This is a genomic window from Candidatus Methanoperedens nitratireducens, assembly GCF_000685155.1.
Classification (GTDB): Archaea; Halobacteriota; Methanosarcinia; order Methanosarcinales; family Methanoperedenaceae; genus Methanoperedens; species Methanoperedens nitratireducens.
This window is the reverse complement of the sequence record NZ_JMIY01000005.1, coordinates 26879-43210: the sequence shown is the minus strand read 5'-3', so window position 1 is coordinate 43210 and position 16332 is coordinate 26879. Positions and strand designations below refer to the sequence as shown.

The 16332-nt window shown below is 43.3% G+C and carries 20 protein-coding genes; 19 read left to right on the top strand and 1 reads right to left on the bottom strand.

The genetic code is table 11. The features are described from left to right. Positions 1–2: 2 nt before the first annotated feature. The 11 genes from pstB to ANME2D_RS09970 all read left to right on the top strand — a co-directional run bounded on the left by pstB (position 3) and on the right by ANME2D_RS09970 (position 8905). Entirely contained in the window at positions 3–749 is a 747-nt protein-coding gene (gene pstB, locus ANME2D_RS10020; protein ID WP_048091272.1) for a phosphate ABC transporter ATP-binding protein PstB, read from the top strand. Continuing rightward, positions 749–1402, top strand: coding sequence for a phosphate signaling complex protein PhoU (phoU, locus tag ANME2D_RS10015; RefSeq protein WP_048091270.1), 654 nt, complete (start codon positions 749–751; stop codon positions 1400–1402). The genes pstB and phoU overlap by 1 nt, the downstream gene beginning before the upstream one ends. A gap of 95 nt (positions 1403–1497) precedes the next feature. Next, positions 1498–2127 carry a DUF47 domain-containing protein gene (locus tag ANME2D_RS10010; RefSeq protein WP_048091268.1) on the top strand — a complete coding sequence of 210 codons (630 nt, stop codon included), beginning with the start codon at positions 1498–1500 and terminating at the stop codon, positions 2125–2127. Between the two features lie 35 nt (positions 2128–2162). Then, complete coding sequence (locus ANME2D_RS10005) at positions 2163–3173, top strand: inorganic phosphate transporter (protein ID WP_048091266.1); 1011 nt, start codon at positions 2163–2165, stop codon at positions 3171–3173. Between the two features lie 43 nt (positions 3174–3216). Beyond that, on the top strand, positions 3217–3510 hold the full coding sequence (locus ANME2D_RS10000; RefSeq protein WP_048091824.1) for a signal recognition particle protein Srp19: 294 nt from the start codon (positions 3217–3219) through the stop codon (positions 3508–3510). After that, positions 3507–4151, top strand: a complete 645-nt coding sequence (locus ANME2D_RS09995) for a histidinol phosphate phosphatase domain-containing protein (protein ID WP_048091264.1) — start codon at positions 3507–3509, stop codon at positions 4149–4151. The genes ANME2D_RS10000 and ANME2D_RS09995 overlap by 4 nt, the downstream gene beginning before the upstream one ends. A 70-nt stretch (positions 4152–4221) precedes the next feature. Beyond that, on the top strand, positions 4222–4467 hold the full coding sequence (locus ANME2D_RS09990; protein ID WP_048091262.1) for a Gar1/Naf1 family protein: 246 nt from the start codon (positions 4222–4224) through the stop codon (positions 4465–4467). A 20-nt stretch (positions 4468–4487) separates the two neighbouring features. Continuing rightward, complete coding sequence (locus ANME2D_RS09985; RefSeq protein ID WP_048091260.1) at positions 4488–5501, top strand: transcription initiation factor IIB; 1014 nt, start codon at positions 4488–4490, stop codon at positions 5499–5501. Between the two features lie 277 nt (positions 5502–5778). Further along, positions 5779–6996 (top strand): COG1361 S-layer family protein, encoded by a 1218-nt coding sequence (locus ANME2D_RS09980; RefSeq protein WP_048091258.1) that lies wholly within the window; start codon positions 5779–5781, stop codon positions 6994–6996. A 15-nt stretch (positions 6997–7011) separates the two neighbouring features. Continuing rightward, a complete protein-coding gene (locus ANME2D_RS09975; protein ID WP_048091256.1) occupies positions 7012–8220 on the top strand; it encodes an ABC transporter permease in 1209 nt (402 codons plus the stop codon). Position 8221: 1 nt separating this feature from the next. After that, the gene (locus ANME2D_RS09970; protein ID WP_048091254.1) at positions 8222–8905 is read left to right on the top strand and encodes an ABC transporter ATP-binding protein; all 684 of its coding nucleotides are present in this window, start codon (positions 8222–8224) and stop codon (positions 8903–8905) included. 14 nt (positions 8906–8919) lie between these two features. On the opposite strand, the gene trmY is transcribed toward ANME2D_RS09970, so the two are convergent. Continuing rightward, positions 8920–9471: a tRNA (pseudouridine(54)-N(1))-methyltransferase TrmY gene (gene trmY / locus ANME2D_RS09965; RefSeq protein ID WP_048091253.1), complete on the bottom strand. Its 552-nt coding sequence runs from the start codon at positions 9469–9471 to the stop codon at positions 8920–8922. Between the two features lie 106 nt (positions 9472–9577). Here trmY and ANME2D_RS09960 point away from each other — a divergent pair, with 106 nt between their 5' ends. The 8 genes from ANME2D_RS09960 (at position 9578) to ANME2D_RS09925 (ending at position 16325) form a co-directional block, all read left to right on the top strand. Next, positions 9578–10204, top strand: a complete 627-nt coding sequence (locus ANME2D_RS09960) for an orotate phosphoribosyltransferase-like protein (protein WP_048091251.1) — start codon at positions 9578–9580, stop codon at positions 10202–10204. 58 nt (positions 10205–10262) lie between these two features. Then, a complete protein-coding gene (locus tag ANME2D_RS09955) occupies positions 10263–10721 on the top strand; it encodes a hypothetical protein (RefSeq protein WP_157834059.1) in 459 nt (152 codons plus the stop codon). Next, positions 10721–12169: a cobyric acid synthase gene (locus tag ANME2D_RS09950; RefSeq protein ID WP_048091818.1), complete on the top strand. Its 1449-nt coding sequence runs from the start codon at positions 10721–10723 to the stop codon at positions 12167–12169. Before ANME2D_RS09955 ends, ANME2D_RS09950 begins: the two co-directional genes overlap by 1 nt. Before the next feature lie 3 nt (positions 12170–12172). Then, a complete protein-coding gene (locus ANME2D_RS09945) occupies positions 12173–13114 on the top strand; it encodes a ribose 1,5-bisphosphate isomerase (protein WP_048091247.1) in 942 nt (313 codons plus the stop codon). 128 nt (positions 13115–13242) lie between these two features. After that, positions 13243–13569 carry an ATP synthase archaeal subunit H gene (gene ahaH, locus ANME2D_RS09940; RefSeq protein ID WP_048091245.1) on the top strand — a complete coding sequence of 109 codons (327 nt, stop codon included), beginning with the start codon at positions 13243–13245 and terminating at the stop codon, positions 13567–13569. After that, on the top strand, positions 13562–15532 hold the full coding sequence (locus ANME2D_RS09935; RefSeq protein ID WP_048091243.1) for a V-type ATP synthase subunit I: 1971 nt from the start codon (positions 13562–13564) through the stop codon (positions 15530–15532). Before ahaH ends, ANME2D_RS09935 begins: the two co-directional genes overlap by 8 nt. A 3-nt stretch (positions 15533–15535) precedes the next feature. Continuing rightward, the gene (locus tag ANME2D_RS17660; RefSeq protein WP_048091241.1) at positions 15536–15763 is read left to right on the top strand and encodes an ATPase; all 228 of its coding nucleotides are present in this window, start codon (positions 15536–15538) and stop codon (positions 15761–15763) included. A gap of 10 nt (positions 15764–15773) precedes the next feature. Next, positions 15774–16325, top strand: a complete 552-nt coding sequence (locus ANME2D_RS09925) for a V-type ATP synthase subunit E (RefSeq protein WP_048091239.1) — start codon at positions 15774–15776, stop codon at positions 16323–16325. Positions 16326–16332 lie beyond the last annotated feature (7 nt).

Genomic DNA, 16332 nt, shown 5'->3' with positions numbered 1-16332 from the left:
AAATGACAGAAGCCATACATACAACTAACTTGAACGCATGGTACGGAAAAACTCATGCTTTGAAGAACATTGACATGACCGTGGAGAACAACAAAATAACGGCAATAATAGGCCCCAGTGGCTGCGGAAAATCCACATTCATACGCTGCCTTAACAGGATGAACGATCTGATAGATGGTTTCAGTACCGAGGGCGAGATCCTGATCCGCGGCAAAGATATAAAGGATACAGATCCTGTAGCGCTTCGAAAAAAGATTGGTATGGTCTTTCAGAAGCCAAACCCGTTCCCCAAAAGCATATACGAGAATATAGCCTACGGGCCGAGGATACACGGGATAAATAAGAGAGAACTCGATTCAATTGTAGAATCCAGCCTCAAAAAAGCGGCGCTCTGGAATGAAGTCAAGGACAGGCTCAATGATAATGCCATGGAATTAAGCGGTGGACAGCAGCAGCGCCTCTGCATAGCCAGAGCATTGGCCGTGGGACCTGAGATTATCCTGTTTGATGAACCATGCTCAGCTTTAGATCCTATTTCTGCGAGCAAGATAGAGGATCTAATGATCGATCTTAAGGAAAAATATACAATCGTTATTGTGACGCATAATATGCAGCAGGCAGCAAGGGTCTCTGATTCTACTGCATTTTTCTTGATGGGTGAAATGATAGAATTCGGTGATACCAAACAGATATTCAAAAAGCCCAGGGAAAAAAGCACTGAGGATTATATAACAGGGAGGTTTGGATAATGGCCAGAGAGCAGTATCACAGGGAATTAAATAAAGTAAAGGATGGCACACTGAGAATGGGAGAACTCGCAAAGATAGCGGTAAGGGATTCTGTAGTAGCATTAAAAGAACGAAATGTCAAGCTTGCTGAGAAGGTAATAGCAATGGATAAAGATATTGATTCCCTGGAGCATCAGATAGAGGATTCCTGTCTTGCCCTGCTTGCCCTCCAGCAGCCCATGGCCAGGGATCTTAGGATGATAGCCGCTGTGCTCAGAATTATCATCGACCTTGAGAGAATAGGGGATCTTGCCCTTGAGATAGCAGTGATAACAAAGGCTACTGCAAGAGAGCCCCATATCAAGCCGCTTGTGGATATACCAAGGATGTCCAGCATATGCCAGGAGATGATCGAAGGCGCGATGAGAGCTTTTGAGACCTGTGATGCTGAGCTTGCACGAAGAATCGCTAGGAGGGATGATGAAGTAGATGCCCTCTTTGACCAGATAAGGCGCGAACTTATAACTTATATGATAGAAGACCCGAAGAAAATAACTAACGCCTCACATCTCACGTTCGTGGCGAGATATCTTGAGCGGATAGGGGACCATGCAAATAATCTATGCGAAAGTACGGTTTTCATGGCAGCAGGCGAGAGGGTGGAATTAAATTAATTATTAATTATAGTTTGACAAAAAAACAGAAAGACATAAAAACCAGAAGTTACTGTAACCTGATTAGAACATTAGAGCAACGGAGATTGAAAAACATGGGATTTAAAGAATGGATTCTTCCCCGGGATAAACACTTTTTTAATATGCTGGAGAATGAATCAAAAAACGTACTAGATGGCTCAATTGCTTTCCTTGAAATGCTTAAAAATTATGAGAACATAAGAGAAAAACAGCAGACCATAAAAGATATCGAGCACCAGGGAGATGATTTTGTTCATGAGATCTTTGAAGAGCTAAATAAAGCCTTCATAACTCCAATCGATCATGAGGATATATCTGCACTTGCCTCGGCATTTGATGATGTTCTGGATTATATCGACGGCACTGCAACTCGCCTTGTTCTGTACGATATCAAAAAACCTGAAGAGAACATGATAAAGCTGGCCGAGGTGCTTGTCAGGCAGACCACTGAACTGGATAATGCAATTTCCAGTTTACGTAACATCAAGAACCCGAAGGAAATAGAAAAAAAGTGTATTGAGGTCAACAGACTTGAGAATATTGCAGATGATATCTATAAGATGTCTGTTGCAGAACTTTTTAAACGAACGGATGCCATTGAGATTATGAAACTGAAAGAGGTGTATGAGCGCCTTGAGTTTGCAACGGACAAATGCGAGGATGCTGCAAACGTTATCAGCGATATAGTCGTTAAAAATAGCTAAGGCGGTATTTTTGGATTTTATAGGATAGGTAATAAATGGTTGAGGCTCTGAGTATAACGGTCATTTTGATAATAATCATAGCATTGTTCTATGATTTTGTGAACGGCTGGAACGATGCGGCAAACTCCGTGGCGACCATAGTATCAACAAGGGTACTGACACCGATAAAAGCCGTAGGTTTAGCTGCGCTAATGAATTTCATCGCCTTTTTAATTATGCCGCAGGCAGTGGCAAAATTGGTGGGAAAGGGGATCGTTGATGTTTCTATCGTTACACCGACATTGATCCTGGCAGGGCTGGTCGCATCCATTTTCTGGGGTATGTTTATGACGAATTTTGGCATGCCCATCTCGATGAGCCATACGCTGATAGGAGGTTTTATAGGCGCAGGTATTGCAGCCGGTGGTTTTAAAGTGCTTATTTCAGGAGGAATAATTCTAATTATAGGATTTCTTGTACTCGCCCCGATTATAGGCTTTATATTCTCAAATATATTTGCTATTGGATTATTCCGATCGGTCCGAAGGTATCGGCCATCCGCCATTAATAAGGTATTCGGAAAACTTCAATTGGTCTCTGTGAGCTGGTATTCGCTTGGCCATGGCTCTAATGATGCCCTGAAGACAGCAGGCATTATCACTGCATTGTTGATCTCTGTGGGTTATATGGATCCAGACGCGGCCATTCCCGCATGGGTAATTCTATCAGCGCATGCATCGATCGCACTTGGAACTTTAATAGGCGGATGGAAGGTCATAAGATCCATGGGTATGAGGCTAACAAAATTAAGGCCCGTGGATGGGTTCAGTGCAGAATCGGGTGGAGGATTGCTTCTTGTACTGACCGCATTCATCGGGATCCCGGTAAGTACCACGCATGTTATCGCTGGCTCAATAATGGGGGTAGGTGCGGCAAAACGCATGACCAGTGTTCGCTGGGGTTTTGCACGCAATATTGTTGCTGCATGGATTTTAACAATCCCTGTAACCACGTTCGGTGGCTTTGTTGTCTATAAAATCTTCAACCTTTTGAATATCGTGGTCTGATTTTGGAAAGTATTATTAGTTCTAAAAGGTAAACATGGATATAATGTTAAAAGATAAAAACAAACTTATCATCTGGCCGGTGTATCTTGATGCCACTAAATCAAGAGCGGAAGGCAGGATTCTTCCCATGAAGGAATCTATAAAATCACCCACCCTGAAGGAGATTGAAAAAGCTGCTGCGGAATTGAATCTTGGCCCTGTAGTCGAAACAGATAAGGCCTACCCCAAATCATGGTGGACTACAGGCGGAAGAGTGCTGGTTGATAAAAAAGGCCCAAAATCCATTACAGTAAAACAGATTGCGCAGAGGATAAACAAAACACGGGGGCAGAAGTGATAGACCTTCATACGCATTCCATCTTTAGCGATGGAGAGCTGCTCCCGAGTGAACTTGTGCGCCGTGCTGTTATGCAGGGTTATACAGCAATCGCAATAACCGATCATGCTGATTTTACGAATATAGAGCATATTTTATCATGTATGAGTAACATAAAACTTATGGAGGAGGATTATAACATCAGAGTCTTTACAGGAGTGGAGTTAACCCATGTTCCGCCACGAAGATTGCCCACACTTGTTAAGAGGGCAAGAGACCTGGGGGCTGAGATAGTGGTTGTACATGGCGAGACAACTGTCGAACCGGTTCCACCGGGCACCAATCATGCCGCTGTAACACTTGATGTTGATATCCTGGCACATCCAGGTTTTATTACTGTGGAGGATGCCGAACTTGCAAGGGAGAATGATGTATACCTTGAGATAACCTCACGTAACGGGCACAATCGAACCAACGGCCATGTGGTCAGGATCGCAGAAAAAGCAGGCTCAGGTCTGGTTGTAAATACAGATTCTCATTCACCGCATGATCTGATCACAGATGAGCTTGCATTAAAGATTGCTATGGGAGCTGGCCTGGATGAGAAGGGTGCAAGAGATGCAACTCTCTCGCAACCTTTAAGTCTAATAAGAGCTATTTAATAAAACCCTTACGAAAAGTATATATGTCATTAGTACATTAATTATTAAATATCTTTTTAGAGGTCGAAATTTGAAAAGACTGGGAGCTATTCTTCATACCGTGGATAATTTGCTGATAGTACGTGCTGATAAAACCATTAAACTGGGCGATCTACGTCAGAGTTCAGTAGTATTCACAAAAAAAATGAAGAAGATCGGGAAGGTAAAGGAACTTTTCGGTCCGGTAGATGCTCCCTATATTTCCATCAAGATGTTCAAAGAGATTACAGCCTCTGAAATCATGGCTCTGAGGAACGAAAGAGTCTATTTGCAATAATTTACAAGGATGGTTCATAAATGACAGAAGTTGAGAAAGTTAGAGAAGTTGAGAAGACAGAACGCGAAAAAATAAAGGAAAGTATTCGAGCAAGAAAAGAGAAACAGAAACTGGGCCAGTTTGAGAAAGCTACTGTGGAGTGTCCAGAGTGCGGAAGTCATACACTTGTCCACGATTATGAACGGGCTGAACTGGTCTGTAACGAGTGTGGACTTGTTGTTGATGCTGACTTTATAGACCAGGGACCTGAGTGGAGGGCCTTTGATCACGACCAGAGGATGAAGCGCTCACGCGTCGGTGCTCCCATGACCTATACTATCCATGATAAAGGACTATCTACAATGATAGACTGGCGAAACCGTGACTCATACGGTAAATCAATCTCATCAAAGAGCAGAGCACAGCTCTATCGCCTGAGAAAATGGCAGCGCCGCATACGTGTAAGTAATGCGACAGAGAGAAACCTGGCATTTGCTCTTTCTGAACTTGACAGAATGGCATCAGCGCTTGGGTTATCAAGGAACGTAAGGGAAACCGCCGCTGTCGTGTATCGCAAAGCTGTTGAGAAGAACCTGATCAGAGGGCGAAGCATCGAGGGTGTAGCTGCCGCTGCATTATATGCCGCATGCAGGCAGTGCAATGTACCAAGAACGCTGGATGAGATAGGTGAAGTCTCAAGAGTGAGCAGAAAGGAAATTGGAAGAACATACAGGTTTATCTCAAGAGAACTTGGCCTGAAACTGATACCCACATCACCCATCGATTACGTACCGCGTTTCTGCTCAGGATTGAACCTGCGCGGAGAGGTACAGTCAAAGGCTGTTGAGATACTCAGGCAGGCCTCAGAGAAGGAACTCACAAGCGGAAGAGGCCCAACAGGTGTGGCCGCAGCGGCGATATATATCGCTTCAATCCTGTGCGGCGATAGAAGAACGCAGCGTGAGGTTGCTGAGGTAGCGGGTATCACTGAAGTGACGATCCGTAACAGGTACAAGGAACTGGCAGAAGAGCTTGACATAGAAATAATACTTTAGAAAAGAATACGAGCGAATCCACGGAAATATGTCTTAGCAGGGACACGATGAAGCAGGAAGCCATCCAACTTGTTGGATGGTAGTTCACTGCATCCATGCCCGTTATCATGCTCCGATTTTTAAGTAAGTATAAAAGCCTCAGGGGCTTGACCAACCGCATTCTAAGCTTATAGCCATTCTAAGCTTATAGCAATACTATATATTTTTGAAATTTGCATTAATTCTTGAAAAATCTAGCTGAAATCACAGAAAAGGTTCAAAAAGAGGTGAATACAAAATGAATAAGAGTATAACACAAGCATGCATGTTCATATTCGTTCTTGCGATAATATTAACCGGACTTCCAGATGCAGAAGCAGGATTTGTACCTGAAGAATGTGTTACAGCAGTGGTGCAGGGAATAAACCCCAGTTCAGTCAGAATTGGTGATGAATTCACCCTGGGCATCAATCTTGAGGTCTGCGGAGGCGCAATTCCTGAAGATGTAACCTTTGCAATCACCAGTATCCCTCCGGATATCATCGTTACAGAAGACCTGGTCACCAGGATTCCTAAATTATATTATAGCACAAGTGAGAGATATGTCAGATATCACATGAGAACAACCCCGGATGCAAATCCTGGCCCTCATGTTATCAAGATGGAGCTGACCTATGGCAAAGATATCAGTACAACGAAGCATTACGAAGTTGAAGTGATAGTGATCGGTGAAGATGCTGAACCAAGAATTTCTTCTGTTAAAACTGTTCCTGAATATATTTATGAAGGAGATTCAGTTGATCTAAGGCTGGGCATAGAAAATTATGGTAAAGCAATAGCAAAATCAGTAGTGGTCAGTCTTGGTCATGAGTTTATGGGTATTAAGGATACTACGCTTGGAACAGTTAATATTAATGGCAGTCAAACTGCATTGTTCAAGTTTAAGGCAAGCAAAGCCGGAGAATTTAAAATACCCGTTTTCATTGAGTATGAAGATGATTTCGGCAGGCAAAAAGATGAATACGAGATTAAACTAACTGTGCTTGATAAAAAAGGCAGTCTAAATATTGCATCCGTAAAAGTCGATCCAGTTCTTCCATACATGGGTGATACAGTAGAATTAACAATGAGAGTTGAGAACTCTGGTGAGAGAACGGTAAATTCAATCAGAGTGTATACAGACCATCCTTTCAAAGGGCTGAAAGAATCATTTATTGGAACACTTGATCCAAACGAAGACGGACCTGCAGTGGTTACTTTCATCGCAGATCAAACAGGAGAATTCGAGTTTCCAATAACAATAACTTATATCGATGACTTTGGAGAAGAGCAAATCAAAACCAGAGTCAATCTTATCATTTTAGAAACTGATGGGGGAGCAGGAAGAGCAGTGGTAGTTCTGCTTGTCCTGGCAGTTATCGGAGGATTAGTATATTACAACTACAAAACAAAGAAATCAAAAGACAAAATCATAAGGCAATTAATGAAAGGCGACTCTACTGAAAAGAAAAAATAATGATAGGATTCCAAAATGATAAATGACATCAAAGTAGGAGCCCTCATTGCATATAGCAGTATAAGAAGAGGGAACAAAAAAACACTGGCATTCATAGTGTTTGTTCTCTCCCTTATTTTTATGAATCTGGTGTTCCTGCCATCGATGATTGGGGGACTTTCTGTTCTGTTTACAGGTTTTATGCAGGACTATCCTTACGGAGATATTGTTATTGAGCCCGGCAGGGACAACACCTACATTAACAATGCTGATAATGTATTGCAGAAAGTTAGAGCGGTCAATGGTGTTAGAGCTGCAACCAAACGTCTGGATGCTGGAGCGTCCATTGAGCATAAATCAAAAGTTGTAGGATCAACTATAACCGGAGTATTACCAACTGAAGAGTATGACATATCAAGATATCCTTATATTATCATTGATGGCGATTTCTTAGGAGAGCTTTCAAGAGATGAAATAATCATTGGTGCAATGATTGCAGGCACGGGGTTTGGCTCAGAAATTTATGATAATCTGGGAGAAGTAAGAGCAGGTTCACTTGTAGATGTAACATACAGCAATGGTGTAAAAAGGACATATAAAGTCAAAGGGATCATGGAAGGGACATTTGAACTTGTAGATCTTAATGCTCTGGTTCATTACAAAGAGATCGAAGATGTTTTTGGTCTTGAAGGCAGCAAGGCTACAAGTGTGGTTGTAAGAATAGATAAGCAAGGGACGGAAGACAATGTTAAGGAGAAAATTATCAGCGCAGGCGTCAAGGAACCTGCTTTTACATGGGCAGAGAAATCAGAATCACTATTAAGACAGGCAATGCAAAGCATTGGAGCAATAGATGTTATGTCTAAGTTCGTCAGCTTGGTTGTGGGAGCTGCGCTGATCCTGATCATCATTTACATTAATATCCTCAATAGAAAAAAAGAGATAGGGATTTTGAAGGCCGTGGGTATCACTCCAGGATCGATTGTATTGTCTTATGCATTCCTGAGCATGTTTTATGTTTCATCAGGAATACTTGCAGGATTAATTTTGTATTTTTTACTTATGGGCTATTTCCAGGCAAATCCTTTTGTAATGTATGAAACCATGGAAATCAGGCCTGAAATAGATTATTTGCTGGTTGTCCAGAACATATTCACCATGCTTGTAATGTCTGTGATAGCAGGGATATTGCCCGCCTGGATGGTTTCAAGAGAAAGCATCCTGAAAGCAATATGGGGACGATAAAATGATCATAGTAAAAAATCTAAAAAGGTATTATGGAACAGGAGCGACCATTGTAAAAGCCCTCAATGGAGTTACCTTTGAAATTAATAAAGGAGAGATCGTGGCAATAATGGGCGCATCTGGAAGCGGGAAAACCACTCTGTTAAGGATACTTGCATTATTAGACGACGCAACAGAAGGAGAATACACTATTCAGGGATTAGAAGTTTCCAGCTTGCCTGAATCCGAGAGAAGCTACTATCGTCTGACCAAGGTGGGTTATGTCTTCCAGGATTATGCACTTATTAATGAGATGAGCGCTGCTGAAAATGTTTACGTGCTTTCCATGATGGAAGGAAAATCAAAAAAAGACTCTTATGACATTGCTCTTGAAGCACTGGATAAAGTCGGCCTGAAGGATAAGCATGCCAGGGTTCCCGATGAGTTATCTGGTGGAGAAAAGCAAAGAGTGGCTATAGCAAGAGCCATAGCAAAAAAGCCAGACATACTCTTTGCTGATGAACCATGTGCAAATCTTGACACTACTAACTCCAGGCAGGTACTGGAGGTGTTCAAAGAACTAAACGAGAAATATGGTCAAACAATTGTAATGGTTACTCATGAGCAATGGCATACAAAGTATGTGGATAGAGTAATTACTCTCAAAGATGGAAATATTATCAGCGATGAAATGGAGAGGAAATGAGGTAATAATGAATTCTAAAATACCTCTCTTTGATCGAGGATGTAGTTGATTATACAGATGCATGCAGAAGCCAGGTACGCCCTTCCTCCGATTGAGACTTTTTTACCATACCTGAGCACGAACTCCTCATCCTTCTTCGGGAGACCGATCTGGTCACCCAGTACAAACACAGGGTCTGCGCCGAGATCAATGGTCTTTATACTCTCACCAGATTCCTCGAGAACGAAGATGTTGTTCTTATCCTTTACTAATTGCTGCAGGCTGTTCTTTTTAATGCTTATCCCTGGATGTGTTTTGCCTGAGAGAACTTTTCTGAGAATGTCCTCCCATGTACGTTCGTCGAGATGAATATCTCTTAGCGTCTTACCATTCACCACAAGTTCAAGTGGTGGAGATGGCGATCCTCCCAGGATCGCATGGAAGGTAACATCCCTGCGGATCGCATGAGAGGTAAAAAGCGACATCAGTATGCACTGGTAAACCACATCCAGTCTCCCGGCTTCCCTCAGGCTTCTGAATCTTGAATCTGTTCTTCCAGTTCTGGAATAGAGGATGAATTCTCGCATACACGAACAGGATATGCCGGCCTGTTTAAGTATGTTATGCTTCTCACCTAACAAGACAACCTATTATATACAAAGAAAAAGTAGTATTGCTATCCCGGTGATTCTTATGAAAACGATCGATGAACTAACTCAAAAAGCTGTTGAACTTCAGACTGGTGGACTTTCTACAGGACAGATTGCGGATGAATTGAATATCTCCCGTGAGACTGCAACATGGCTTCTGGTTCATGCAAAAAAGAGAGATACAACGCAGGCACCAAAGGATATCTACATCGACTGGAGCAATATAGGCCGAAGCTCAAACAGGCAGAGGCTTATAGCAGGTGCACTGGCAGACATGATCTTTGAGTGCCTTGATCGGGTAGGGCAGGGTGTGGATGTAGTCGTCGGTGTTGCCCTGAGCGGAATACCGCTTGCCAACCTGGTAGCCGATGAACTTGGATGCGAATTTTCCACATATCACCCGAATAAACAGCACTGGGAGCCTGAATCAAAAGAAATAAGAGGTACTATCAGCCAGAACTTTGCACAGGTAGAGGGAAAGAACTGCGTTCTGATCGATGACGTGGTCACATCAGGCGCAACTCTTACAGAAGCAGTCACAGTACTTGAGGGGATGAAAGCAAAACCTGTAGCTATAGCGGTACTGATCGATAAGAAGGGTATAGATGATATCCAGGGTGTGCCGGTCAATGCATTACTGCGTGTAACCAGGGTAGATAGAATAGAATAAGAGATAGATGCCAAATTGGGCGATACATTTAATTGTTCCTCTACTTGCCCTGTTAATAGTGAGCAAGAAGGAGGATCATAGATATATCCTTCTGCTCTTACCCCTGGCAGTCATTCCTGATCTTGATACTTTCCTGACCCTTCACAGGGCACTGCTGCATAATATCTTTATTCCTCTGATCCTGCTTCTTTTTGGCCTGTTGCTAAAAGAAAAAAGAACCATGTTCAATATTGGTGCAGTATATACCGCATCTCATGTCTTTATGGATATGTTTGATGGCGGGGTGGTGCTCTTCTATCCATTCTATAACCAGATGGCATTTGTGGATGCAGGTCTCAGGATAAGCAGGATGAATGAATTAACATGGACGTTTAACTACGGCTTTGAAGAGTATAGCACAGAATGGATGAGCGCATACGGTTATATCTCAGACAGCATAGGTACAGGTGCTTTAACATTTATACTTCTGGCAGGTGTGTGTGTTGCCTGCAGGAGATGGATAAAGCGGGAGCATTAATGGCAAAAAATCTTATGGTAATAGGAACAAGCTCCCATGTCGGGAAAAGTGTACTGGTGACAGCTCTTTGCAGGAGCCTTTCAAAAAGGTACAGCGTAGCTCCATTCAAGGCACAGAATATGAGCCTTAACTCATGGATCACCCGCTCTGGTGAAGAGATAGGGATAGCACAGGCAATCCAGGCAAAAGCAGCAGGGATTGAGCCCACTGCTGACATGAACCCCGTGTTATTAAAGCCTAAAGGCAATAATATCTCGCAGATAATCATCCTGGGAAGGCCTTACAAGGACAAAAGAGCAGGCGATTACTATGACTCAACCGATGAGATGATGTCGATCGCCGCAGGCGCATATAAGCGGCTTGCATCAGAGCACGATGTGATCATAATAGAGGGAGCAGGCGGGGCAGCAGAGATAAACCTCTACCATCGCGACATAGTGAATATCGGGATCGCAAGGGCGGTCTCGCCCCACATAATACTCATCGGGGACATTGAACGCGGGGGCGTGTTCGCAAGTATATACGGCACACTGCAACTGCTGCCAGAGGATATAAGATGCCGTGTCTTTGGACTAATAATAAACAAATTCCGTGGGGATATGGGACTGCTTGAGCCAGGGATAAAACAGCTTGAAGAGCTCACAGGACTTCCTGTTCTTGGGGTAATCCCGTACATGGATATAAAAATCCCATCCGAAGATTCGGTCTCAATACAGGACAGGGTCCCTAACAACCATCCTGTCAGGATAGCAGTAATACGATTGCCCCATATATCCAACTTCACTGATCTTGAACCCCTTGAGAGGTATGCTGATATCAGATACATCGAGCCAGCAGGTGATCCTGGTGAGCCTGATGCGATTATACTCCCTGGTACAAAAAATACCGTGGATGACCTGGAGGAGCTTCGGTCAAAAGGAATGGATAAAAAAATAATAGCAGAAATGAAAAAAGGGATACCGATCATAGGGATATGCGGTGGCTACCAGATGCTCGGTAAGGAGATAACGGACAGCGGAATTGAAGGGACATGTGGCGCAGTCTCGATAAAGGGTCTGGGACTTCTTGATGTCTCCACACGCTTTCTTGATTATAAGAAGCAGACCAGGCAGGCAGAAAAGCTGGTTACAGGAGATGGCTGTATCCTCGGACCGATAAGAGGCGAAAAAGTACGGGGATACGAGATCCATATGGGCAGGACAGAAGGTGGAGAACCTGCCTTTGAGGATGATGGATGCGTGAGCGAGAATGGACTTGTTATTGGAACATATCTTCACGGGCTGTTCGAGAACGAGAATATAAGAAACTCATTCCTTGGCTATCTATATAAGCGCAGAGGTATAACCTATACATGCGGGAAGCACGGCGATAGCATAGAAGAATTGTCAGGATTTATTGAAAACCATGTTAATATGAGGTTAATATACCGTATACTGGAGGGGCAATAGGGAATGAGAGAGCTTTTAGAAACTGCACAGAAGATAAGATCAATGGAAATACGGGGCGCTGGCAGGATAGCGCGGGCTGCGGCGGCAGAGCTTCGAGATTATGCTGCTCGCGTTGTGTCAGATGACCTGGATGATTTTAATGAGAAGATGAGATACGCCGCAGATCTGCTTATAAACACGCGCCCCACTGCTGTATCCCTGCCCAATGCGGTGAGGTGGGTGATGCGGTACAGAGGAGATACAGTAGATGAGGCCAGGGTGAATATTAAAGCACTTGCGGATGAGTTTATCACAAATTCAAAGAACGCGGTCAGGAGGATCGGGGAGATGGGATCAAAGCGAGTGCGCGATGGCGATACTATAATGACGCACTGTAATTCATCTGCAGCCATCTCCATAATGGCAACAGCGCATGCACAGGGCAAGGAGATCAACGTAATCGCCACCGAGTCAAGGCCAAGGTGCCAGGGATACCTGACCATCAAACGGCTTGATGAACTCGGGATAAATACATCATTTATCGTGGATTCTGCTGTGCGCTTTTTCATGAAGGAGGTTGATCTTGTGGTCATGGGGGCAGATGCAGTAGCGGTTAATGGATCTGTTATCAACAAGATAGGGACTTCCCAGCTTGCACTGGCCGCCAATGAGGTCGGAACGAATGTGATTATAGCTGCTGAGACCTATAAGTTCAGCCCCAGAACAATACTGGGTGAGCTTGTTGAAATAGAGGAGCGGGATAGCAGTGAGGTGATCAGCATTGAGAGACTGAATGAATTTCAAAACATCAGGGTGAGAAACCCGGTTTTTGATGTGACCCCTCGTGAGTATATTGACCTGATCTGCACTGAGATAGGGACAATCCCTCCTGAGATGGCGTATATCATCATCAAGGATTTTCTGGGCTGGGGGATAGAGGAAATAAATTCTAATACAACGAAATAAAATGATTTTTCATTAAGAATCGTGCTGCGCGTAACAAAAAAACCTGCCTGAAACCGAATAATTTAAGTAGTTGCTCCCATATTTGAGGTTTAAAATGAACCTTATTACTTCGAATTTAGAGGATTTCAATGGCACGAGATGAGATTTTATCTGAGATTAAGCGGGCCGAGGAGGAGGCGAAATCTTTAGTTACCAGTGCAAACGAGATGAGGAATAAAAAGATCTCTGAAGCTCTGGCGCAATCCAAAGAGATTATCAGAAAAGCTGAGGAGGAGGCCCGGGAATATGCCGAATCAGAGATAAGTAAAGCAAGAAAGATCATTAAAGAGGAAAGAGAGAATATCATAAGGAAGGGCATTGAAGAAGCTGAAATGATCAAAATGAAATCAAAGAAGAACATACCAGATGCCACAAAATTTATTTTAACTGAATTCGAGAGGGCAGCGAATGCTTAAACCAACAAAAATGACCCGTGTCGTTATTGCAGGCACGAAAGATACAATTGAGCCAGTCATTTCCACGCTTCACAGCTTGAACATGCTGCATATAACCGACTATACAGAGGAGAATGAGGATTTCAAGATAGGAAGGCCCCTGAAACCAGCATCTAAGCTCTCGGAGTATCTTCTCTCGTTGCGGGCGATATCAAGCCAGCTCGGGATAACAGGAAAAGAGCCTGCATCAAAGCAGAGTTCAAAGGAATTACCTTCCCGGATCGATGAGAAGATCACAGAACTTCAGAAAGAGGTCTCATCACGCTTTGATGAACTAAGAGGTATTGAATTCAAGATAAAAGAAAAAGAAGACCTCATATCGGCTGTTAAGCCCTTCTTCGGACTTCCGTTATCTTTAGAAGCCTATCAGGGTTATGAGACTATAAAAGTATATACTGGTTTTATCTCAGATGACATAGAACCAAAGCTCTTGAAGATAACAAATAATTATGAATTATTCACAGGAGAGTACGAGAAAAGAAAGATATTTGCGCTCTTTATTCCAAAAACATATGAGGATGAGATTCAGAAGCTCTTACAGGATGAGCGCTCGTATGTTGAATTAAAGGTGCCTGAGCTAAAAGGCAACCCACCGGTTATACTCGACCAACTCACAAACGAGGTCTCTACTCTTAAAGAGAATCATGCCTCCATAAGATCAGAACTTGATACCATCAAGAAAGAGTATTCTGATTTTATAATGGCATCTGATGAATTCCTCTCGATAGAGACCCAGAAGGCTGAAGCCCCGCTCAGGTTTGCTACGAGTGCAAATGCGTTTATTATAGATGGATGGGTGCCATCAAAAAAATACAACGAATTAGAATCCAGATTACAGGAGAGTACGAATGGAAAGGCATATCTAACAAGACTCGAAGAGGTGAATGAAGAAGAGATACCTATCGAGCTTGAGAATCCTACGCCTGCAAAACCATTTGAACTCTTAATCAATACCTTTGCAACCCCCAAATATAGGGAGATAGACCCTGCGGTCATGCTCTTCATAACATTTCCGCTGTTTTATGCCATTATGCTGGGGGATGTTGGGTACGGTATTATCCTTGCAGGTTTAGCTCTTGTAATTAAAAATAAATTCAAAACAGGAGGACTCAATGCACTTGCATCGATACTGTTGCTCTCAGCAGTATTATCTGTGATACTCGGTGTTATCTACGGGGAATTATTTGGCTTCCCGCTCTTCAATATAGAGATCAAAGGGCACATAGAGGAGGGAATCCTTGGAATTGCTGCCCCCGCGATTGCAGGGCTTCATCTACCCATTCACAGGTTCGATTCTGTGCAGTCGCTGCTTATGATAACTTTAATAATTGGTATTTTGCATATTTCTCTTGGACTTATTATTGGCTTCCGCAATGTTACAATAGGGCATGGATTAGGTCATGCGATTTACGCGAAGGGAAGCTGGATGTTGATATTGATCGGCGGCGTTGTTGCTATAGCTAAATTAATGCCGTCCCTGATGTCAGGGTCATCGATCAGGTTAAATGACCCTGCTATTATGGCAGGAATGGGACTTGCCCTGATAGGAATAATCCTTTTGATAAAAGGTGAAGGATTTATTTCCATAATGGAGATACCCACACTCTTAAGCAATGTTCTGTCATACGCAAGGATTCTTGCAATAGGTCTGTCCTCAGCAGGGATAGCTCTTGCAGTGAACACGCTCTCCATGGATTTGTTCATAAAGCCCGATCATGTATTGCTTGGAGGAGGGATCGGCCTTGCACTTGTGGGTGTAGTAGTTCTGTTTATCGGGCACTTAATAAACCTGATACTGGGAGTTCTGGGTCCTGGGCTTCACTCATTGAGGCTTCAGTACGTTGAATTCTTCACTAAGTTTTATGAAGGTGGAGGTAGAAAATACATCCCCTTTGGATATAATAGAAAATATACGGAGGAATAAAAAATGGTAGATCCATCACAAGCTGGAATGGTAGCAGTTGGAGCAGGATTGGCAGTAGGACTCGCAGGCATAGGCGCGGGCCTCGGAGAACAGGCAATAGGAGCAGCAGCAGTAGGCGCAATGGCAGAGGACGAGAAGTTCTTTGGTAAGGGCTTGCTGATGACTGTAATCCCAGAATCTATCGTCATATTCGGACTGGTAGTATCATTGATATTATTGTTCGTGTTCTAGGGCTAAAGACATGGGACTTGATGCGATAGTTGAAGAGATCAGGGCCAAAGGCAAAGCAGAAGCTGACAGGATCAGCGGAGAGACTTATCAAGAAGCGTCGAAGATTATTGCAGATGCCCAATCCCAGGCAGCTCGGATCAAAGCTGCAAGACAGGAAGCTGTCAGGAAAGAGATCGACCGGATGAGGCAGCAGGAATTATCAAGCGCAAATCTTGAGGTCAAAAGGGCGATGCTTAACGCACGCAAGGAGCTTCTTGATGAAGTATATGCAAATGCAAAAGATACCATCAATAAATTCCCGGCTGAGAGGAACCAGAAGCTTCTTAAACTGATTATAGTTAAAAATGAAGATAGCAATACCAAAATATACTCAAGAGCAAAGGATAGATCCGCAGTTCAAAAACTTACAAAGCTAAATTATGCGGGTGAGATAGACTGTATCGGAGGCGTTGTTATAGAGAACGAGGCTGGAACAGAGTTTCTGGATCTTCGGTACGAGACGATCTTAAAAAATGCCAGTGAACGCTCCTTGAAGGAAGTCTCTGATATCCTGTTCAGGTGAAAGAAAG

Bases quoted from the DNA above. Each gene is read 5' to 3' on its own strand.
- ANME2D_RS09975 (WP_048091256.1), top strand. From the start codon at position 7,012: ATGATAAATGACATCAAAGTAGGAGCCCTCATTGCATATAGCAGTATA.
- ANME2D_RS10000 (WP_048091824.1), top strand. From the start codon at position 3,217: ATGTTAAAAGATAAAAACAAACTTATCATCTGGCCGGTGTATCTTGAT.
- trmY (WP_048091253.1), bottom strand. From the start codon at position 9,471: ATGCGAGAATTCATCCTCTATTCCAGAACTGGAAGAACAGATTCAAGA.
- ANME2D_RS17660 (WP_048091241.1), top strand. From the start codon at position 15,536: ATGGTAGATCCATCACAAGCTGGAATGGTAGCAGTTGGAGCAGGATTG.
- ANME2D_RS09945 (WP_048091247.1), top strand. From the start codon at position 12,173: ATGAGAGAGCTTTTAGAAACTGCACAGAAGATAAGATCAATGGAAATA.
- pstB (WP_048091272.1), top strand. From the start codon at position 3: ATGACAGAAGCCATACATACAACTAACTTGAACGCATGGTACGGAAAA.
- ANME2D_RS09980 (WP_048091258.1), top strand. From the start codon at position 5,779: ATGAATAAGAGTATAACACAAGCATGCATGTTCATATTCGTTCTTGCG.
- phoU (WP_048091270.1), top strand. From the start codon at position 749: ATGGCCAGAGAGCAGTATCACAGGGAATTAAATAAAGTAAAGGATGGC.
- ANME2D_RS10010 (WP_048091268.1), top strand. From the start codon at position 1,498: ATGGGATTTAAAGAATGGATTCTTCCCCGGGATAAACACTTTTTTAAT.
- ANME2D_RS09970 (WP_048091254.1), top strand. From the start codon at position 8,222: ATGATCATAGTAAAAAATCTAAAAAGGTATTATGGAACAGGAGCGACC.
- ANME2D_RS10005 (WP_048091266.1), top strand. From the start codon at position 2,163: ATGGTTGAGGCTCTGAGTATAACGGTCATTTTGATAATAATCATAGCA.
- ANME2D_RS09985 (WP_048091260.1), top strand. From the start codon at position 4,488: ATGACAGAAGTTGAGAAAGTTAGAGAAGTTGAGAAGACAGAACGCGAA.
- ANME2D_RS09925 (WP_048091239.1), top strand. From the start codon at position 15,774: ATGGGACTTGATGCGATAGTTGAAGAGATCAGGGCCAAAGGCAAAGCA.
- ANME2D_RS09950 (WP_048091818.1), top strand. From the start codon at position 10,721: ATGGCAAAAAATCTTATGGTAATAGGAACAAGCTCCCATGTCGGGAAA.
- ahaH (WP_048091245.1), top strand. From the start codon at position 13,243: ATGGCACGAGATGAGATTTTATCTGAGATTAAGCGGGCCGAGGAGGAG.
- ANME2D_RS09960 (WP_048091251.1), top strand. From the start codon at position 9,578: ATGAAAACGATCGATGAACTAACTCAAAAAGCTGTTGAACTTCAGACT.
- ANME2D_RS09935 (WP_048091243.1), top strand. From the start codon at position 13,562: ATGCTTAAACCAACAAAAATGACCCGTGTCGTTATTGCAGGCACGAAA.